Origin of the sequence: Halobacillus litoralis (genome assembly GCF_020171725.1) — a bacterium.
In the GTDB taxonomy this organism is placed as follows: Bacteria; Bacillota; Bacilli; order Bacillales; family Halobacillaceae; genus Halobacillus; species Halobacillus litoralis_F.
The window spans coordinates 277,588-294,133 of the sequence record NZ_JAIVAJ010000002.1 but is presented as its reverse complement, the minus strand read 5'-3'; the positions used below and the strand labels follow the sequence as shown (position 1 = coordinate 294,133).

17 protein-coding genes and 5 tRNA genes are annotated in these 16,546 nt (G+C 44.0%); 3 read left to right on the top strand and 19 right to left on the bottom strand.

Annotation, left to right across the window (positions count from 1 at the left end; all coding sequences use genetic code 11):
- The first annotated feature begins 83 nt into the window (after positions 1–83).
- Complete coding sequence (locus tag LCM20_RS05760; protein ID WP_225194471.1) at positions 84–944, top strand: hypothetical protein; 861 nt, start codon at positions 84–86, stop codon at positions 942–944.
- Here the strand turns inward: LCM20_RS05760 and LCM20_RS05755 are convergent.
- From LCM20_RS05755 to rpmG, 5 genes are all read right to left on the bottom strand, one after another.
- The gene (locus LCM20_RS05755; RefSeq protein WP_225194470.1) at positions 941–2,473 is read right to left on the bottom strand and encodes a rhomboid family intramembrane serine protease; all 1,533 of its coding nucleotides are present in this window, start codon (positions 2,471–2,473) and stop codon (positions 941–943) included. The genes LCM20_RS05760 and LCM20_RS05755 overlap by 4 nt on opposite strands.
- The gene (locus tag LCM20_RS20050; RefSeq protein ID WP_263621959.1) at positions 2,474–2,599 is read right to left on the bottom strand and encodes a hypothetical protein; all 126 of its coding nucleotides are present in this window, start codon (positions 2,597–2,599) and stop codon (positions 2,474–2,476) included.
- Positions 2,600–2,635: 36 nt separating this feature from the next.
- Positions 2,636–2,818, bottom strand: a complete 183-nt coding sequence (locus LCM20_RS05750; protein ID WP_225194469.1) for a hypothetical protein — start codon at positions 2,816–2,818, stop codon at positions 2,636–2,638.
- A gap of 88 nt (positions 2,819–2,906) precedes the next feature.
- Entirely contained in the window at positions 2,907–3,476 is a 570-nt protein-coding gene (locus tag LCM20_RS05745; protein WP_225194468.1) for a 5-formyltetrahydrofolate cyclo-ligase, read from the bottom strand.
- A 73-nt stretch (positions 3,477–3,549) separates the two neighbouring features.
- Entirely contained in the window at positions 3,550–3,699 is a 150-nt protein-coding gene (gene rpmG / locus LCM20_RS05740; RefSeq protein WP_225194467.1) for a 50S ribosomal protein L33, read from the bottom strand.
- Positions 3,700–3,886: 187 nt separating this feature from the next.
- Between rpmG and LCM20_RS05735 the strand changes: the two genes are divergently transcribed.
- On the top strand, positions 3,887–4,249 hold the full coding sequence (locus LCM20_RS05735) for a hypothetical protein (protein ID WP_225194466.1): 363 nt from the start codon (positions 3,887–3,889) through the stop codon (positions 4,247–4,249).
- Complete coding sequence (locus LCM20_RS05730) at positions 4,246–4,713, top strand: hypothetical protein (protein WP_225194465.1); 468 nt, start codon at positions 4,246–4,248, stop codon at positions 4,711–4,713. The genes LCM20_RS05735 and LCM20_RS05730 overlap by 4 nt, the downstream gene beginning before the upstream one ends.
- 74 nt (positions 4,714–4,787) lie before the next feature.
- Here LCM20_RS05730 and phoU read toward each other — a convergent pair whose 3' ends face one another.
- The 14 genes from phoU to LCM20_RS05660 form a co-directional block, all read right to left on the bottom strand.
- Positions 4,788–5,450 (bottom strand): phosphate signaling complex protein PhoU, encoded by a 663-nt coding sequence (phoU, locus tag LCM20_RS05725; RefSeq protein WP_225194464.1) that lies wholly within the window; start codon positions 5,448–5,450, stop codon positions 4,788–4,790.
- Positions 5,451–5,467: 17 nt separating this feature from the next.
- Positions 5,468–6,346 (bottom strand): phosphate ABC transporter ATP-binding protein PstB, encoded by an 879-nt coding sequence (gene pstB / locus LCM20_RS05720; protein WP_412097987.1) that lies wholly within the window; start codon positions 6,344–6,346, stop codon positions 5,468–5,470.
- The gene (pstA, locus tag LCM20_RS05715; protein ID WP_225194462.1) at positions 6,343–7,221 is read right to left on the bottom strand and encodes a phosphate ABC transporter permease PstA; all 879 of its coding nucleotides are present in this window, start codon (positions 7,219–7,221) and stop codon (positions 6,343–6,345) included. The genes pstB and pstA overlap by 4 nt, the downstream gene beginning before the upstream one ends.
- Positions 7,221–8,165, bottom strand: coding sequence for a phosphate ABC transporter permease subunit PstC (pstC, locus tag LCM20_RS05710; protein WP_225194461.1), 945 nt, complete (start codon positions 8,163–8,165; stop codon positions 7,221–7,223). Before pstC ends, pstA begins: the two co-directional genes overlap by 1 nt.
- 76 nt (positions 8,166–8,241) lie before the next feature.
- Complete coding sequence (locus LCM20_RS05705; protein WP_225194460.1) at positions 8,242–9,270, bottom strand: PstS family phosphate ABC transporter substrate-binding protein; 1,029 nt, start codon at positions 9,268–9,270, stop codon at positions 8,242–8,244.
- Between the two features lie 207 nt (positions 9,271–9,477).
- The gene (locus LCM20_RS05700; RefSeq protein ID WP_225194459.1) at positions 9,478–11,616 is read right to left on the bottom strand and encodes a peptidoglycan D,D-transpeptidase FtsI family protein; all 2,139 of its coding nucleotides are present in this window, start codon (positions 11,614–11,616) and stop codon (positions 9,478–9,480) included.
- A gap of 86 nt (positions 11,617–11,702) precedes the next feature.
- A complete protein-coding gene (locus tag LCM20_RS05695) occupies positions 11,703–12,938 on the bottom strand; it encodes an MFS transporter (RefSeq protein WP_225194458.1) in 1,236 nt (411 codons plus the stop codon).
- 131 nt (positions 12,939–13,069) lie between these two features.
- A complete protein-coding gene (locus LCM20_RS05690) occupies positions 13,070–13,684 on the bottom strand; it encodes a superoxide dismutase (RefSeq protein WP_225194457.1) in 615 nt (204 codons plus the stop codon).
- A 272-nt stretch (positions 13,685–13,956) separates the two neighbouring features.
- Positions 13,957–14,029: transfer RNA gene (locus LCM20_RS05685), tRNA-Phe, on the bottom strand.
- 67 nt (positions 14,030–14,096) lie between these two features.
- Positions 14,097–14,189 (bottom strand) — tRNA-Ser (locus LCM20_RS05680).
- An 11-nt stretch (positions 14,190–14,200) separates the two neighbouring features.
- Positions 14,201–14,277: transfer RNA gene (locus tag LCM20_RS05675), tRNA-Ile, on the bottom strand.
- A 3-nt stretch (positions 14,278–14,280) separates the two neighbouring features.
- Positions 14,281–14,356, bottom strand: a tRNA-His gene (locus tag LCM20_RS05670).
- A 29-nt stretch (positions 14,357–14,385) separates the two neighbouring features.
- Positions 14,386–14,459 (bottom strand) — tRNA-Met (locus LCM20_RS05665).
- A gap of 265 nt (positions 14,460–14,724) precedes the next feature.
- On the bottom strand, positions 14,725–16,383 hold the full coding sequence (locus LCM20_RS05660; protein WP_412097981.1) for a Na/Pi cotransporter family protein: 1,659 nt from the start codon (positions 16,381–16,383) through the stop codon (positions 14,725–14,727).
- Positions 16,384–16,546: the final 163 nt, after the last annotated feature.

Here is a 16,546-nt window from a genome sequence, read left to right as displayed (position 1 = left end):
TCTTTGAAGAATCAGCATGTACAGGAGTGAAGTGTCATACCTATAGTACCAACGTATTGTTATCACGGTAAGGGGATGGAAACATGAACCGAGTTGTGTTATACGGGCTTACAGGCTCACTATTCATTTTTGTCGTCTTTCTTTATTTTCTCCAACACACGAAGGAGATGGATGTCATCAAGTACTTTCCACTCGACCCGATGAGTGGTTTCACCTCTTTTGAGACAGACTTGAGTTTTGAAGGGCAATCCGATGAGGATGAGTATGAAGTGGTTTGGGACATGTACTCCAAAAGCGACCAAACCCAGTATTTAAGACAGGACGTTTCTCTACTGTACGTAAACGGCCGTTTAAAAGGCATTATGAATAAGTGGGAAGAAAACGTTCAGGAGATACAAAAAAGCAGTAAACTACACGGAGAAGACAGCCAGAAGTATGAGGCGATCACTTTCCACCACGGGGAAATTCACCGTGGCGAAGAGCCGATCCGAAGCATACAAGCTACATCTCACGATTTGTTGTACGTCATCGATTCCCCGCACACGAAGCGTTCATCTTTTAAAAAGGCAAAGAACGAAGAAGAAAAGGAATGGAAGGAAAGGCTCGACCACAGCATATCCCAACAAGTGAAAGCTCAGTGGCAGCACTTATTTGAACATTACCAAATTCCACAGAACAAATACACAGCCATCGCTCTTACTGATCTTGCGAAATACAATGAAAAACCCCTCCCGAATACGCCAGAGGGAGAGTCAGACCGGATCCTCGGGCAATTATGGGAAGGGCTTTACAAAAACTACATAACAGGCATATCAGACACTTCGTCGAAACACCCGATTCAGAGTTATATGCCTGTTGTGTTATTCGACAAGAACGGGAAGCACCTGATGGTCCTATTTGAAGATGATACGGGTAAAAAACATCAGCTTATTCAATATTACTAAGAGGAAAGCTCTTCCTCCAATCGGGTGAAGTCTTCGTTCTCCGGATTCAACTCAGCAGCTGTTCCAGCGTGGTCAGCTGCTTTGTCGAGTTCTCCTTCCTGTCTGTATAAAATCGCTAAATTGTAATGCGCCTCTGCCATGTCAGGAGATAATTCCACTACACGGAGCAAGTCCTCCTTTGCTTGAGCGATCTCACCAAGCTGGATATAGGCATAGGAACGGTTGAATCGTAAAGGGGCCTCGAAATCTCCCCCCTCTTCAATTGAATCACTCGTCATCGATATGACCTGCTCGAATTCACCTTCCTGGTTCAGCTGCTGTGTTTCCTGAATTTGCGCGAACGACTGTCCATCATTGAAGGTGCTGTTCATCCCCAAGTACACCATCGCTCCAAGGAACACACTGTACAGAACCAGCGCAATCGACTGCACGCCTGCATTTTTTCTCTTTGGTAGGTTCACCAAGGCAGAAGCGAGAAAGCCGCCAATCAACCCACCAACGTGAGCCCCGTTGTCCACCTGCGGCACGAGGAGCCCGAATGCAATGTTCAGCCCGATCACAAAAAGCAGGTTCCATCCCATCGTGCGGAAAAACAGTTGACGATTCTGCACGCCGAAAAACAACAAAGCACCAAACAATCCGAAAATGGCTCCTGACGCTCCAGCGGCTACAGACGGATTCAGCATAAAGCTTGCCAGCCCACCGAAGACTCCGGCTAAGAAATAAATGAAGGTAAACCTCCATGTTCCGTAAATTCTTTCGACGGCTGTACCTAGATAAAATAAAGCAAGCATATTCATAATAATATGAAGCGTTCCAATATGAAGGAACATGGAAGACACGATTCTCCACCACTCTCCGTCAAGAATCGCAGGGTTATATTTCGCTCCGTACTGAATCAGGGTTTCGACATTTGTCGTATCAGCCCTCATTTCAATATATAAGAAAATGAAAATATTCAAAGCCAAGAGTAAATAGGTAATTCTCGGTTTACCGAATTGAAAAACGGATTCCGCTTCTTTTCTCCTTTGACGTTCTCTCGTCATAATCTGTTGCTGAAGGTAAGGGATCATCGCCTCTTTCTCTTCCGACGAGGGATCCTGTTCAAACTCCGGCTCATTCAGATCGAACGCATTGTATAGTCTCTTTCTTTCATCTGCTTTCGTTTCATCAGCCATATAATAGACATGAATCGTAGACTTTTCCTCTGGCAGCTCATCGAGAGTCCGCTGCCAGTCATCGACTGGCGGAAACTCGGAAACATAAACGTTGTGAACCGTAACCTTTCCGCCCTGGAACACTTGACGGTTCTTCTTAATTTGCTGTTGAAGCATGAGCAGATCACGCTTTAACTCGTTGCTCCAGTTCATTTGCGTCTGCCGCAACCGGATCACTTCTGTTTTCCAATTCCGCTCTTTCTCAAGCCACACTTCCTGTCCCTCTGTATCGATGTGGAGGACTTGGAAGTCGTGAACCACTACCAGCTCATAAGTAAATTTCCAATAATAATAACTTTGATCAACAAACACTCACGCTTCCCCCTCTGTTTTCATCATCATAGCACGGAACAAGACACCCCCGCCATTCAGATGGTCGGTATGACAGCAAGCTGTGACACTGAGTTTATCTCCCTGGCTTTTGGTTCTTTTCTGCACAAAAAAAGCTGTCATATCTCAATGACAGCTCCCCGTTTATCTACTTTGAAACATGTGACCTAACAGTTTCTTTCTCAAATAAGGAATATTCATCGTTAACCGGACCAATGCTTTTCGAAGTAAAGGATAGGAGGAGGCTGTGTTGATCAAACGATACCGAAACCGGTACGCCCCGATTAATGCAGCCCCTATTGCAACCATCCAATTGATTCCTTTCATAAGAAACCCACCTCATTTTCCTGAAGATTTTATAGATAGGTTTTGTCTCATCCTCAGCCTTTATGCATGTACATCCCACGAGACGCGCTCATCTTCCGTCAGTCCGTTGAATGCCTTTCTCGGTCAGAATGTATTGGACAGGCAGGTCAAACGCTTCAACAGGAATCTCCTCATTCCTTTGAGCCTCGGAGGCGATCATCATCGTCACCCCGTCATATGTTGAAAGGAACCGGTCATAGAACCCGCCTCCAAAACCAAGACGGTACCCTCTGCTGTTGAACAACAATCCAGGAACTAATAGAAGGTCTATTTCCTCCTGTCTTACATAGGTTGTTTTTGAAGGATCGGGTTCCCGCAACCCGAAATAGACGGTCTCAAGCTGATCGAAATGATCGATTTGATAGAACTGCATCCGTTTATCCTTAGGGGAGCATTTCGGTAAAGCCATGTACTTTCCTTCATCCCACCCTCTATGTATGATATTCTTCGTATCCCATTCAAACCCTTGAGACATGGTCGTTCCAATGATTCGGGCTTGCTGCCACAACTTGCTTTCAAATAAATGCCGCTGCTGCAAACACTCGATTTCATCCCTCGTCTCTCTACTCCCACTCTTCAAAAGATGCTGAGAACTCCTTCGTAATTCCTGCTTCTTCATTAGATCCCTCCATTTGATTTGAAAGTCGTCGGTTTTCAGGTATAAAAAAAACAGTAGGAGAATCCCTACTGTTTTACTTCGTTTCGCGGTGAAGCGTGTGCTTACCTAGGCGTGGGCTGTATTTCATAAGCTCTAGACGCTCAGGGTTTGTACGCTTATTTTTTGTAGAAATATAATTGCGGTCACCAGTTTCAGTGCAAGCAAGTGTAATATTTACACGCATTGGTTATCCCTCCAAATCTTGTTCAATGGTTTCACGTCTTTTATTCACATTATCAGACTTAACTATAATAACAAAATTAAGCCGCTCTTTCAAGTGTATTCTTGACGTAAAAACCACAGAATCTACATAGTCACAGCTTCTATTCTATGATATAAATAAACATGACACAAGTTAGGAGTGAAAATTCGTGATCTATGTCATCACTACGCTATTATCCGTTTCCATTCTATTATTCATCCTGTCCTTTTTCATGAGCAGCAAAATGAAGCAGCTCGAGGATCAAGTGGAACAGCTTTCGATGGAAATGATGCAGTCTAATTACCAAACCAGCCAAAAATTGAAAGTCCTAGAAGAAGAGCTTTTGGCCGAAGACCTGACAGGTGAGATCATGAAGCAGCAGAAACCCTCTTCTGAATCAGTGGTCGACACAATCTATTCCATGTATCAAAAAGGGTACAAGCCCAATTACATAGCAAGACAAACAGGTCTTGATGAAGACGACATTCATGCATTCATCGAACAATGGAAATCCCAGGGGGCTCACCTATGAAACATACTGTGCGCTCGTTTTCCCTCGGACTGCTGACCGCAACAACGATCCTCGGTATTACGTACTATTTAGAAGAACCTGAACTTCCTGCGCCAGCAGAACCCGTTGATGCAATGGGAACAGAAGAAATGATCCAACAAATCGAAGAGGACGGGTATCGTGTCCTTACTCAGCAAGACGTACAATCCCTTAAAGAGCCATCACAACCTGAACCCTCTGAACCTGATCAACATCAAGCAGATCAAGTACAGGAGATTTACGTGTACACATTAGACATTGTACCGGGGACGACATCTGAGGACATCAGCCAAAAGCTTGCCAACGCCGGTTTGATTGACGAAGCCGAGACGCTCGAACAGTACATGGTCGTGAACGATTACAGCCGCTTTATTCAAGTTGGTCAGGCAACCATTCGATCTGATATGACTTTAAGTGAAATGGCACAGGCGATTACGTCTAAATAATGAATGCTCTAATTCCAGTATAAAGACAAAAGGCAGAAGCTCCGGTTGGAGCTTCTGCCTTGTTTAGTCTGCAATCATTTATTCAAGTCGTACGCTTTCCCCTTCACCAAGTAGAAGATATTTTCTCCAATATTGGTGATGTGGTCTGCATAGCGTTCAATATAACGGGCTACATAAGCGACCTGCATAATATGCTGGATTTGTTCTGGGTTGATCGCGGTAAGCTCAAGCATCTGCTTGACGACTTCCCCATACTTTTCATCTACAAGATCATCCATCTCAGCAAGCTTGTTAGCCAAACTGATGTCTTCATACTCGAATGCCTTAACGGCAAGATCCACCATGTCCATGGCGATGACAGCCATTTCACGAAGTTCAGGATCAATCTCGATGTTGTGTTTCTCCCCTAAGTGAATGGTTGCCTTCGCGATGTTTGTAGAATGGTCTGCCATGCGTTCGATATCTGAAGAAATCTTAATAGCACTGACCAAACGTCTTAAATCGCTGGCAACAGGCTGCTGCTTGGCAATCATAAGAACGGCATCGTCGTTGATTTGTTCTTCACGCGCATCAATATCGGCGTCATCCTCGATCAACCGCTTCGCCCGCTCTACGTCAAATTCATAAAGAAGATGAATCGCAGTATCGAGCGAATATTTCGTATCAATTGCTAAATCTTTAATCTGCTGTTTCAGTTGCAAAAGTTCTTCCGTAAATTGGGTTCTTGTAGACACCATTACACCTCCCTCAACGATTAACCAAAGCGTCCTGTAATATAGTCTTCTGTCCGCTTATCTTGAGGGTTTTGGAACAAGTTGTCTGTTTCAGCGAATTCGATAAGCTCACCGTTCAAGAAGAAAGCAGTTTTATCAGAAATACGTGCTGCTTGCTGCATGTTGTGTGTCACGATAATGATGCTGTATTTCTTCTTCAACTCTTGAACTAACTCTTCCACTTTCGCAGTAGAAATTGGGTCAAGTGCAGAAGTCGGCTCGTCCATCAAAATCACATCAGGCTCAACAGCGAGAGCGCGAGCGATACAAACACGCTGCTGCTGACCACCGGAAAGTCCATAGGCATTCTCGTTCAAACGATCTTTCAGTTCGTCCCAGATTGCTGCATCCTTAAGACTTTTCTCTACAATTTGGTCAAGCGTCTTCTTATCTTTGATTCCGTGAACACGTGGACCGTAGGCTACGTTATCATAAACAGATTTAGGGAATGGGTTCGGCTTCTGGAACACCATCCCAACTTTTGCACGAAGGTATTCCTGCTTAAAATTGTTTGCAAAGATATGGTCACCACGGTATTTGATATCTCCAGATGTCTTTACAATAGGAACCATTTCGACCATACGGTTCAATGTCTTCAGGAATGTCGACTTACCACAGCCAGAAGGTCCAATGATCGCTGTTACTTGGCGTTCAGGAACTTGCATGTTGATCTCATAAAGAGCTTGATCAGAACCGTACCAGAGATTCAAGTCTTCAACTTCAAACACATGATTTCCTTCAGCAGCACCGTTCGTCTTATTCTCTCTATTTTCTTTACCTTTTGACTCGATGGCTACATTTGCTTTTTGTTGTTTCTCCATAGTTTCGTTCATTACGAAACCCTCCTCATCCAATTTTATAGTCGACGTTGATATTTATTTCGGATTAACACGGCGATTGAATTCATTAGAAGTAAGACGACAAGCAACACGATAATTCCTGCGCCTGCAACGAACTGCCATTCTTCCTGAGGTCGACTTGTCCATTTGTAAACTTGAATCGGCATGACGGTGTACTTTGCAAGTACAGAGTCTGGTAGCGTGTAGATCGCTGTTGCCGCTCCTACGATAATCAGAGGAGCTGTTTCTCCGATTGCTCTTGATAGCGCAATAATTGTACCTGTAAGAATTCCTGGAATGGAAGCAGGTAAAATAACACGACCAATGGTTTGTAATTTAGAAGCGCCCATTCCGTAAGAAGCTTCTTTAATTTCAGATGGGACTGAGCGAATCGCTTCCTGTGCTGCTACGACGATGACAGGAAGAATCAACAGCGCCATCGTCAATCCACCAGCGATCAACGTGTAGCCGAAGTTGAACATGTAAACGAAGAACGTGAGTCCTAATAAACCGAACACAATAGATGGAACTCCAGCGAGGTTCTGAATGTTCACTCGGATGAAATCGGTGAACTTATTTTTGCTGGCATACTCTTCTAGATAAATGGCTGTTGATACTCCGATGATTACGGAGACAATCGCGACGATGACCATCATATAGATGGAACCGACGATTCCCGGCCAAATTCCTGCTTCTTCTGGATACGGAGCAGGGAAGCTTGTAATGTAGCTCCAATTTAAATAACCAATTCCTTGAGTCAATACGCGATAGAATAGAAGAACCAGAAAAACAAGAGCAAAGGTTGTTGCTAAGAAGAACAATCCTTTCAAAATCCTGTTCGTACGAATCCGTCCATTCATGCGTTTGATAATTCCTTGTTCACTTTGTCCAAGCATCAGTATTCCTCCCTAAACTTACGAGAAATATACTGGGCAATCAAGTTCATCCCTAATGTGAAGATAAACAATGTGATACCAACAGCATATAAACTATAGTAAATCGTTGAACCGAATGACGTATCTCCTGTTGCTGCCTGTACAATAAAGGCAGTCATCGTTTGAATTGAATCCGTCGGGTTGAACGTTAAGCTCGGGGTAGCTCCTGCAGCAATGGTAACGATCATCGTTTCACCAATTGCACGGGAGATCGCCAGAACGATAGAAGCTACAATACCAGAAAATGCGGCTGGTAATACGACTTTAAATACCACTTCATGTTTTGTCGCTCCTAATCCATAGGCCCCTTCACGCAAAGCATTGGGAACAGAGTTCATTGCATCCTCAGACAAGGATGCCACCATAGGGATGATCATGACCCCTACGACAAATCCACCACTTAATGCGTTGAAAATCCCCAAGTCTGGAATAATCGCTTGAAAAATCGGTGTCACAAACGTAAGCGCAAAGTACCCGTAAACTACTGTCGGAATCCCTGCAAGGACTTCCAAGATTGGCTTAATGATACGTCTTGCCTTATCGCTCGCATACTCACTCAAGAAAATAGCTGCCATAAGTCCTAATGGCACTGCTGTAATCGTTGCAATCAACGTAATAAGCAGCGTCCCTCCAATTAGCGGGGCAACTCCAAAAGAGCCACTCCATGGAGACCATTCTGTACCTGTATAGAAATCGATGATTGATACTTCTGAGAAGAATCCAATTGATTCACGGAGTAATGTGAATAGAATTCCAACGGTTGTTAAGACACTAACAATCGCACATAGCAACAAAAACCACGGAACAATTTTTTCGAGACTCTGTCCCAGAGTTTTCGTCTGCATTCTCTTTTCAATCATGTTCTGGACATTTAATTTTCCCTCTGTTTGCAAACCTTTGTCCATTTTGAAAACTCCTTTCATCCATAACGCAAGGTGAGACTGTGTTGGAGTCTCACCTTGCTTCAATTTTCTAAGTTACTTACTCAGCCCAACCTTGGACCTTTTCCATTTGCTCTTGATACTTCTCTTCTGGAAGAGCTACATAACCAGCGTTTTCAGCAGCTTTACCAGCATTGTTCAACGTATATTCAACGAAGTCGCGAACTTGTGCTTTCTCTTTGTAAGCATTCACGTTAACGTAAGTGAATAGTGGACGAGAAAGTGGCGTGTAAGAACCGTCTTGAATCGTTTCCGGGCTTGGCTTAACTGCTTCAGAACCTTCTCCGTCTTGGATTCCAAGAACTTTAAGGTTGTCAGAGTTCTCAGCGTAGTATGCATAGCCGAAGAATCCGATTGCGTTCGGGTTGCTTTCAATTCCGCGTACTAGAACGTTATCATCTTCAGAAAGTGTTGTGTTTTCGCCTTCTTTCATAGGCTCTTCTTCAAGAATTACTTCATTGAAGTAGTCAAATGTACCAGAATCGTGACCAGGGCTGAAGATTTCGATTGGCTCTTCAGGCCACTCAGAGTTGATGTCTGACCACATTGTAGCGTCAGAAGACTCTAGGAAGATTTGTTGAAGCTGCTCGATAGAAAGACTGTCAACGAAATCGTTTTGTGCAGATACTACAACAGACAAACCGTCGTATGCTAGCTCAAGTGGCTCAAGCTGAATGCCGTTCTCTTCTGCAAGCGCCTGTTCTTCTTCTTTAATCGGGCGAGATGCGTTAGAAAGATCAATTTCACCAACAGTAGATTTCTTGAATCCACCACCAGAACCAGAACTGTTTAGTGTTGCGTTAACGTCTGGGTTGTTTTGGCTGTATTCATAAGTAAGGTACTCCATAATCGGGTAAACAGTTGAAGAACCGTCAATTGCGATTGGTCCGGAAACTGCTTCGCCTTCCTCACTTGTTTCACCAGAATCACCTGATGCTTCACTATTCTCTGTTGCTGCTTCCCCTTCAGAACCTGTTCCTTCTTCTGAATCAGATCCTCCACATGCTGCTAGAACTCCTACTACTAGGATGAACGCAAGCATAAGTGCTAAGCTTTTAAAGTTTTTCATTTCTTTCTCCCCCTATAGGTACAAAGTTTGTGTGAGCAACGGCTTGACCAACTCACAATTTATATAATAAAGGGGAAGTTTTAATCACATATAAACGAAACGTTAAGGTTTTGTAAATTGGCGGATTTTGTTGAAAAAAATGTTGCAAACCCTCTTGCATAGCAAAAAAAGAGTGACACGCCATTGCGCATCACTCTTTCCCACTCTCTATTGTTCCGTTTCTTGGGTTTGATTCTGTTGAGCACGTTGCTCTTTCAGTTCAAAGTAAGCCTGACCGATTCTTGCTCCGATCTTATTACTGACATTGAATGTTGAGTCTGCGTTCTCCCCAACATACGGGGTCATAACAGAAAAAGCGACCTCCGGGTTATCATGTGGTGCATATCCAATCAATGTTTTGTTCAAAAGGTTTCGGATCGGTCGGTACCCCTCGCCATCATCAGAGGGAACCCACTTTGTACTCTGAGCTGTTCCGGTTTTACCAGCCATGCGGTACTGGGCGTACGGTTCGCTTGAGAATGTACTGCTTGCCGTACCACGTGGGGTCTGGAACACTTGGCGGAAACCTTCCTGTACACGGTCAATATAAGACGGATCCATCTCAACCTGGTTCAAGACATTCGGCGAATAATCTTTATATACTGGACCAAGGCTGTCACGATCCACGGGAGGATCATGAATTTCCTTAACTAACCTGAGCTGGACTCGGTCGCCCCCATTAGCAATCGTAGAAACGTACTGGTTCAGCTGCATCGGTGTATAGGAGCTGTACTGGCCGATTGAGAAGTCGAGAAGGTTACCGGAATATTTAGGCACATCCCCCTGAACACCCGTACTTTCGTAAGGGAAATCGAGACCTGTTTTCACACCTAGACCAAATTGGTTAAAGTTGTAGACAAAATTCTGGAACGTATCATCTTCTAAATCTAGATACTGTCTATCGTAACGACCGTCATATACGCCCCCTAGTCTCATCGCCAAGAAAAACATATAAACGTTGGAAGACTGCTGCAAAGAAGAGATGTCGTTTACATATCCAATGTTCGGTGTGTATGATCCTTTTGAATCACCATTGATGGTAATATCTCGGTCATTGACTCCAAAACCTGGTGTAATCGCTCCTTCATGCAAACCAGTCAGAATGGTCGCCCCTTTCACCGTCGATCCAGGTGTGTAGGCATTGTAAACCGCCTGGTGGGATACATCTGTGAATCGGCTTTCTCCATTTTCGATATTCCGGTTGTATCGCTGACCGGATATCGCCAGTACTTCCCCGGTCTGTGGATCTGATACGACCGCCAGCGAATTCTCTACATTACGGTTCTCATAGGGCTCTGCCTCGATCGCTGCCGCGAGCTCTTCTCTTACAATTTGATCGACTTTCTGCTGCAGCTCCATATCAATAGAGAGAACCAGGTCCTTTCCACGCTCGCCTTCACGAACAACTTTCGAGTCCACTACGTTGTTGTCTGTGTCCGTGATATATTGGACCTTTTCTTTCGTGCCTCTCAGCACTTCTTCATATTGTTGCTCCAGTCCGCTTATGCCGACGCGGTCATTCCGGCTGTAATCCAGAGACATGTAATATTCTAGATCATCCCTCGGTACACCCTGATTCCGTGACGTAATACTTCCTATATAACTACGGAAGGTGTTCTCAAAAGGGTAATTCCTTTCCCAGTCCGCTGTTACGTTTACACCAGGTAGAACAGCTAGGTGTTCTGCGACTGTGGCGTATTCTTCCTCTGAAATATTTTCATTCTTAACGATATGCGGTGAAAGTGCGTACGCTTTATCAAGTTCCTTCTTGATCGCGATGATCTCTTTTGTCTGGTTATCGTAACTTTGTATTTCTTCTTCTTCAATACTGTCCAGCTGCATTTGGTATTCCTCACCCGGATCCAGATCTTCTGTAGATGCATCAGCTACCCGCGCCATGACATCTTCACGATTCATCAAGAAGAAATACTCTTTCAAGTCTCGTGTCGTCAATTTATTTTCAAATGGCATATCCATATATTCAGCCAGCTCTTCCGCAAGCTCGAGGCGATCGCCAGCCTGCACACCCTTTGGTGGTGTATATGTAATGGAATAGAGCGGCTTGTTTTCAACGATTGGACGCCCGAACCGATCGTACATTTCACCTCTCGGCACAGGAATGTTCGTAGTTGTATTTTCAGTTCTGTTGATTTCCTCTTGCGCTTCTTCTCCGTTCAGGATCTGTACAACTCCCAATTGAAGTATGATAGCTGCAAATAAAAGGAAAACCACAAAAAATACGACATTCAAGCGGAAAGGAAGATGTGATTTCTTTTTCTGCTGTTTCTGCTTTTTATCCTTACCCATAATTTCTCTCCCCTGTTTCTCCATTCTTTCTATATTATACAACGGATTTCCTTATAAGAATAGACGAGAGTCGAGGAGAGAAAGTTTCAATTGTGTGAAGGCTGCATCGCTTTCGTATCGATGCGACGAATGAAGAAATACGCAACAAAGTGCCCACCACCGACGAGAAGCAGAATATACGGAATCCCCGATTCCGGCTGAATGAAAGAAATCGCCAATAGAAAGATGGCAATCGAAAGTACCCGACCGCTGTTCAAGAAGATCTCTCGGACGACAATGTATTCCACCCTCATCTCTCCTGCGTTCCACGCCTTTCCGATCACATCATAAGTGAGGGAGAGATACGGGACGTAAAATAGAGGGAAGAAAATTCCTCCTACAGCTCCATAAATCAATAAGAGAGGCATGTTGTAAGTCATCAGTAACAACAGCACGTTCAAATACAAGATCAGTCCTGCAAAAAGAATCGCTTTCTTCCTGCGATTTGGTTTCACTACACGGCTGACGAGGAAATAAAACAAAAAAGAAAAACCAGAGTACACCAAGTTGAACAACCCAATGGAAAGCTCATCCTGTGTCATTAGGAAAATCCAAATGGAGACAGCAAAGAGAAATGTCCCCTCCCGGAACCCTTGAGAGATATGAGCGTTCGTAATGCGTTTCCAGTTGATGTTGTGATTCCGCTCATGGATGATACGCTTAAATGAGAATGTACCCGTTGCTTTCCTTTTTGAAAGACCGAAGCTGACAATAACAGCCACGATAAACAACCCGAACGAAACAGCAAAAATGACCGTATAGCCTGTGAAGTTATCAAGACGTGAAATGACAAAGCCGGCAAGCAGCGGCCCCGTCATCCCTCCCAGCGACTGAAGGACACCTAGAAAACCATTGAAAAAATCACGGGTATCGGGCTCAGTGATCTCAAAGGTCAACACATTATAAGCAAGCCAGTAAAACCCATACCCAATCCCCAACAAGGCTCCCAGCATAATATTGAACGTCGCTGCATTCTCCCCTACCAATAGGACGGTAAGAAAGAATATCGACAACACGGTCACTCCAGCTCTTAATACGATCACTCTGTCTACCCGTTTAGCCATTTTACCTGCGAAGATAAACGTAATGGGCTGTAAAATGTAAATACTCATATTATACAACGCAATATCTGTATAGCTGTTTGATTGTTTCCATAAATATATGTTCACGAACGTACTCGACAAGAAAATACCTAGGGAGTAAAGGCCTCCAATTAATAGTAGCAGCAACAAATCCTTTGATACATTTTCGTGGCGTAACCACGCACGCAGCTTACTCACCATAAACATGTCTCCTTTTCGTTCCTTCTTAGTGTAGGCAGAACAAAAAGAGATATACGGATAAAAGCCATTCAACAGGTTGCTGAAATAGAACAAAAAAAGAACACGGCATTAGCCGTGTTCCTTTTGTACAATTATTTAGCTGCGTCGAAACGCTTTGCTACTTCATCCCAGTTCACTACATTCCAGAATGCTGAAACATAATCAGGACGACGGTTTTGATAGTTCAGGTAGTAAGCGTGCTCCCATACGTCAAGACCAAGGATTGGAGTTTTACCTTCCATGATCGGAGAATCCTGGTTAAGTGTATCTGTCACTTCAAGTTCACCGTTATTCACGACTAACCAAGCCCATCCGGAACCGAAACGGCCTTTAGCAGCTGTTTCGAATTTCTCCTTGAACGCGTCAAGGCTTCCGAATGTATCGTTGATTTTAGAAGCTAGGTCACCAGTTGGTTCTCCGCCACCGTTCGGGGACATGATTGTCCAGAACAGGCTGTGGTTGGAGTGACCGCCACCGTTACGACGAACAGCTGTTTTAATATCTTCAGGTACTACAGCCAGGTTATCTGCTAGCAGTTCCTCAAGAGATTTGTCTTGAAGATCCGCATGTCCTTCAAGTGCATTGTTCAGCTTCGTTACGTAGCCGTTGTGGTGCTTCGTATGGTGGATATTCATTGTTTCCTTATCGATAGTTGGTTCTAATGCGTCATAAGCATAAGGTAGTTCAGGTAGTTCAAATTTTGCCATGGTATTACTCCTCCTTAAATGTAATATGTAAAACCAGAAGCGTCTTTACACGACTTCTTAATTTTACATTATCAAACCGAAAAATGACTTGCAACTAATTTGCAACAGGAATTGGTGAAAACTAACCTGCTCCCGATATTATGGATTCCCTTATACCAGAAAATAAAACGTCCTTTTCTAACAGGGACCCCCTCTTCGAGTGCGCAAAAGTTTACACCTCCCCATTTTTCAATACAAAAAAAGCAAACCCTGTTAGGCTTGCTTTTGAGAAGTGGCTCGGGACGGAATCGAACCGCCGACACACGGATTTTCAGTCCGTTGCTCTACCGACTGAGCTACCGAGCCATTTAAAAGTATTTCTTGTAATGTTTTCTTTGCTGCTCCTTACTCTTTCTGCACATCAGATATGTAATGGCGGAGGAGGAGGGATTCGAACCCCCGCGGGGCGTTAACCCCCTGGCGGTTTTCAAGACCGCTCTCTTCAGCCAAACTTGAGTACTCCTCCGTGTTACGATGTGGTGGACCCTGCAGGACTCGAACCTGCGACCGATCGGTTATGAGCCGATAGCTCTAACCAGCTGAGCTAAGGGTCCACATGGGGCGGCTGATGGGAATCGAACCCACGAATGCCTGAACCACAATCAGGTGCGTTAACCACTTCGCCACAACCGCCATGTTTGTCAATATGTAAGAAATAAAAGTAGCGGCGGAGGGGATCGAACCCCCGACCTCACGGGTATGAACCGTACGCTCTAGCCAGCTGAGCTACACCGCCATATGAAGTAAATCGCTTGAAGCGACATTTATTAATATAACATCTGCACAATCTTTCGTCAACACTTTTTTAATAATTCATCTGAAGTACAGCGCCTCGTTTTTTGCGACAAAAATAATATAGCATTTTCCATGGTTCCATGCAAGGGGTTTTTGCTCACTGCCTTAAATATTTCACCCTCTATTTCATTAAAGATCTCTAAGAGTGATTCTATGCCCAAAGAAAAAACAAGAGTCAGCAACGAGCCGACTCTTGTTTTCACATCTTACAGGCTTTCTTTCTCTCCTAGTACTTCTTCAGCAATGTTGACAGCGTGGTCCCCGATACGTTCAAGGTTACTGATCATATCTACAAATACAATACCTGCTTGTCCCGTACATACACCCTCATTCAGACGAATGATGTGCTTCTTACGATAGCTGCGTTCCATACGGTCCAGTTCGTTCTCTTTTTGGACAACGGCTAGCGCTTCTTCACGGTCCATGTTTTCAAGTGCTTTTGTAGCTTGTTTTACAGTCATTAACGCTAGGTCGAACATGGTGTTCAAGTCTTCCATAGCCTGTTCAGTCAAATTCACTTTATTTGAGTTTTTATAGTCAATGAGCTCAATGATATTTTCAAAGTGATCTCCGATTCGTTCAAAATCACGAACAGAGTCCATCAAGGCAGAGTGTTTGTGACTCTCCTCATCTGTTAGGGAAGCAGATGAAAGTTCAACAAGGTAGTCCGTGATCTTACGGTCTAAGTTGTTTAGAGCTTCCTCCACCTGCAGGGCAATCTCAGAGTGCTTTTGCTGCTTGTTATTCAAGTAAAGACTTGATTCTTCCAGCCCTTTGTAAGCATACTGCCCCATTCGAACGACTTCTTCTTTCGCTTGATCCAGCGCAAGTGCCGGAGACTGTTCGATGAAAATACTGTCTAAATGCTGTGGTTTAGAGTCGACCAGCGACTCTTCACCCGGTACCAGCTTCACAACAATCCAGGCAAGCACAGCAATAAACGGGAATTGAACAATCGTGTTCGCAATGTTGAAGGATCCGTGTGCGAATGCAATGGTCATTTCAGGCTGAAGCCCAAGTGCACCTTGGAGCCACTCCACATAGGCGGTGAATGGCCGCAGTAAGATTAAGAAGACGACGGCACCTAGTATATTGAAAATAACGTGTACGAATGCTGCACGTTTCGCACCTACACTCGCTCCGATTGCTGCAATAACGGCCGTGATCGTCGTACCGATGTTATCACCGAACAAGACGGGCAGTCCCGCTTGCAGTGAAATAAGGCCTTCACTGGAAAGCTCCTGCAGGATACCAATCGTCGCACTGGAACTTTGAACGATGACTGTGAATAATGTTCCGATCACAACTCCAAGAATCGGGTTGTTACTCATACTAACCGTCAACTCTTGGAAAGCTTCTAATGAACGAAGAGGCTTCATCCCTCCACTCATCGTCTCGAGTCCAAAGAATAGTGCGCCCAATCCGAAAACAGTCTGACCAATATTTGTAGCTTTTTTATTCTTAAAGAAGAAGATCAGGAACGCACCTACTGCCAGAATAGGTAGTCCATACTCTTTCACATCAATACCAATTATAAATGCTGTAAACGTCGTACCAATGTTAGCACCCATAATGACACCGATGGCTTGCCTGAATGTCATAAACCCTGCATTGACAAGACCGACGGTTAATACTGTTGTTGTCGAACTACTTTGAACAAGGATCGTCACAACCGCACCAGCGATTACACCCATTAGTGGATTGCTTGTAAATCGATCGAGCAGTTCTCTCAACCTGTCACCGGCAACTTTTTGTAACCCATCTCCCATATACTTAAGACCAAATAGGAAAATACCAAGTCCACCGATGAATTCAAATATCATCTGTTGCACATTAATTTCCAATTCATCTCCATCCCTTCTCATCCAAGTTAATCAAGTTAATCTTTAGTGTCATCTCTTTGTTTAAAACACCTCTACCATTATTAACGATAAATTCTACATATGCAAAGGGAATTCGACAATCTTAACATTAAATTTACATTCCATTTAAACGTGCATCATAGATCTATGTTTCCCGCTACTCTAT

Excerpts from the sequence above, each read along its gene's own strand:
- LCM20_RS05760 (WP_225194471.1), top strand. The coding sequence starts at position 84 with ATGAACCGAGTTGTGTTATACGGGCTTACAGGCTCACTATTCATTTTT.
- LCM20_RS05750 (WP_225194469.1), bottom strand. The coding sequence starts at position 2,818 with ATGAAAGGAATCAATTGGATGGTTGCAATAGGGGCTGCATTAATCGGG.
- LCM20_RS05695 (WP_225194458.1), bottom strand. The coding sequence starts at position 12,938 with ATGGTGAGTAAGCTGCGTGCGTGGTTACGCCACGAAAATGTATCAAAG.
- LCM20_RS05660 (WP_412097981.1), bottom strand. The coding sequence starts at position 16,383 with ATGAGAAGGGATGGAGATGAATTGGAAATTAATGTGCAACAGATGATA.
- pstC (WP_225194461.1), bottom strand. The coding sequence starts at position 8,165 with ATGGACAAAGGTTTGCAAACAGAGGGAAAATTAAATGTCCAGAACATG.
- LCM20_RS05690 (WP_225194457.1), bottom strand. The coding sequence starts at position 13,684 with ATGGCAAAATTTGAACTACCTGAACTACCTTATGCTTATGACGCATTA.
- LCM20_RS05745 (WP_225194468.1), bottom strand. The coding sequence starts at position 3,476 with ATGAAGAAGCAGGAATTACGAAGGAGTTCTCAGCATCTTTTGAAGAGT.
- LCM20_RS05700 (WP_225194459.1), bottom strand. The coding sequence starts at position 11,616 with ATGGGTAAGGATAAAAAGCAGAAACAGCAGAAAAAGAAATCACATCTT.
- LCM20_RS05730 (WP_225194465.1), top strand. The coding sequence starts at position 4,246 with ATGAAACATACTGTGCGCTCGTTTTCCCTCGGACTGCTGACCGCAACA.
- pstA (WP_225194462.1), bottom strand. The coding sequence starts at position 7,221 with ATGCTTGGACAAAGTGAACAAGGAATTATCAAACGCATGAATGGACGG.
- LCM20_RS05705 (WP_225194460.1), bottom strand. The coding sequence starts at position 9,270 with ATGAAAAACTTTAAAAGCTTAGCACTTATGCTTGCGTTCATCCTAGTA.
- phoU (WP_225194464.1), bottom strand. The coding sequence starts at position 5,450 with ATGGTGTCTACAAGAACCCAATTTACGGAAGAACTTTTGCAACTGAAA.
- rpmG (WP_225194467.1), bottom strand. The coding sequence starts at position 3,699 with ATGCGTGTAAATATTACACTTGCTTGCACTGAAACTGGTGACCGCAAT.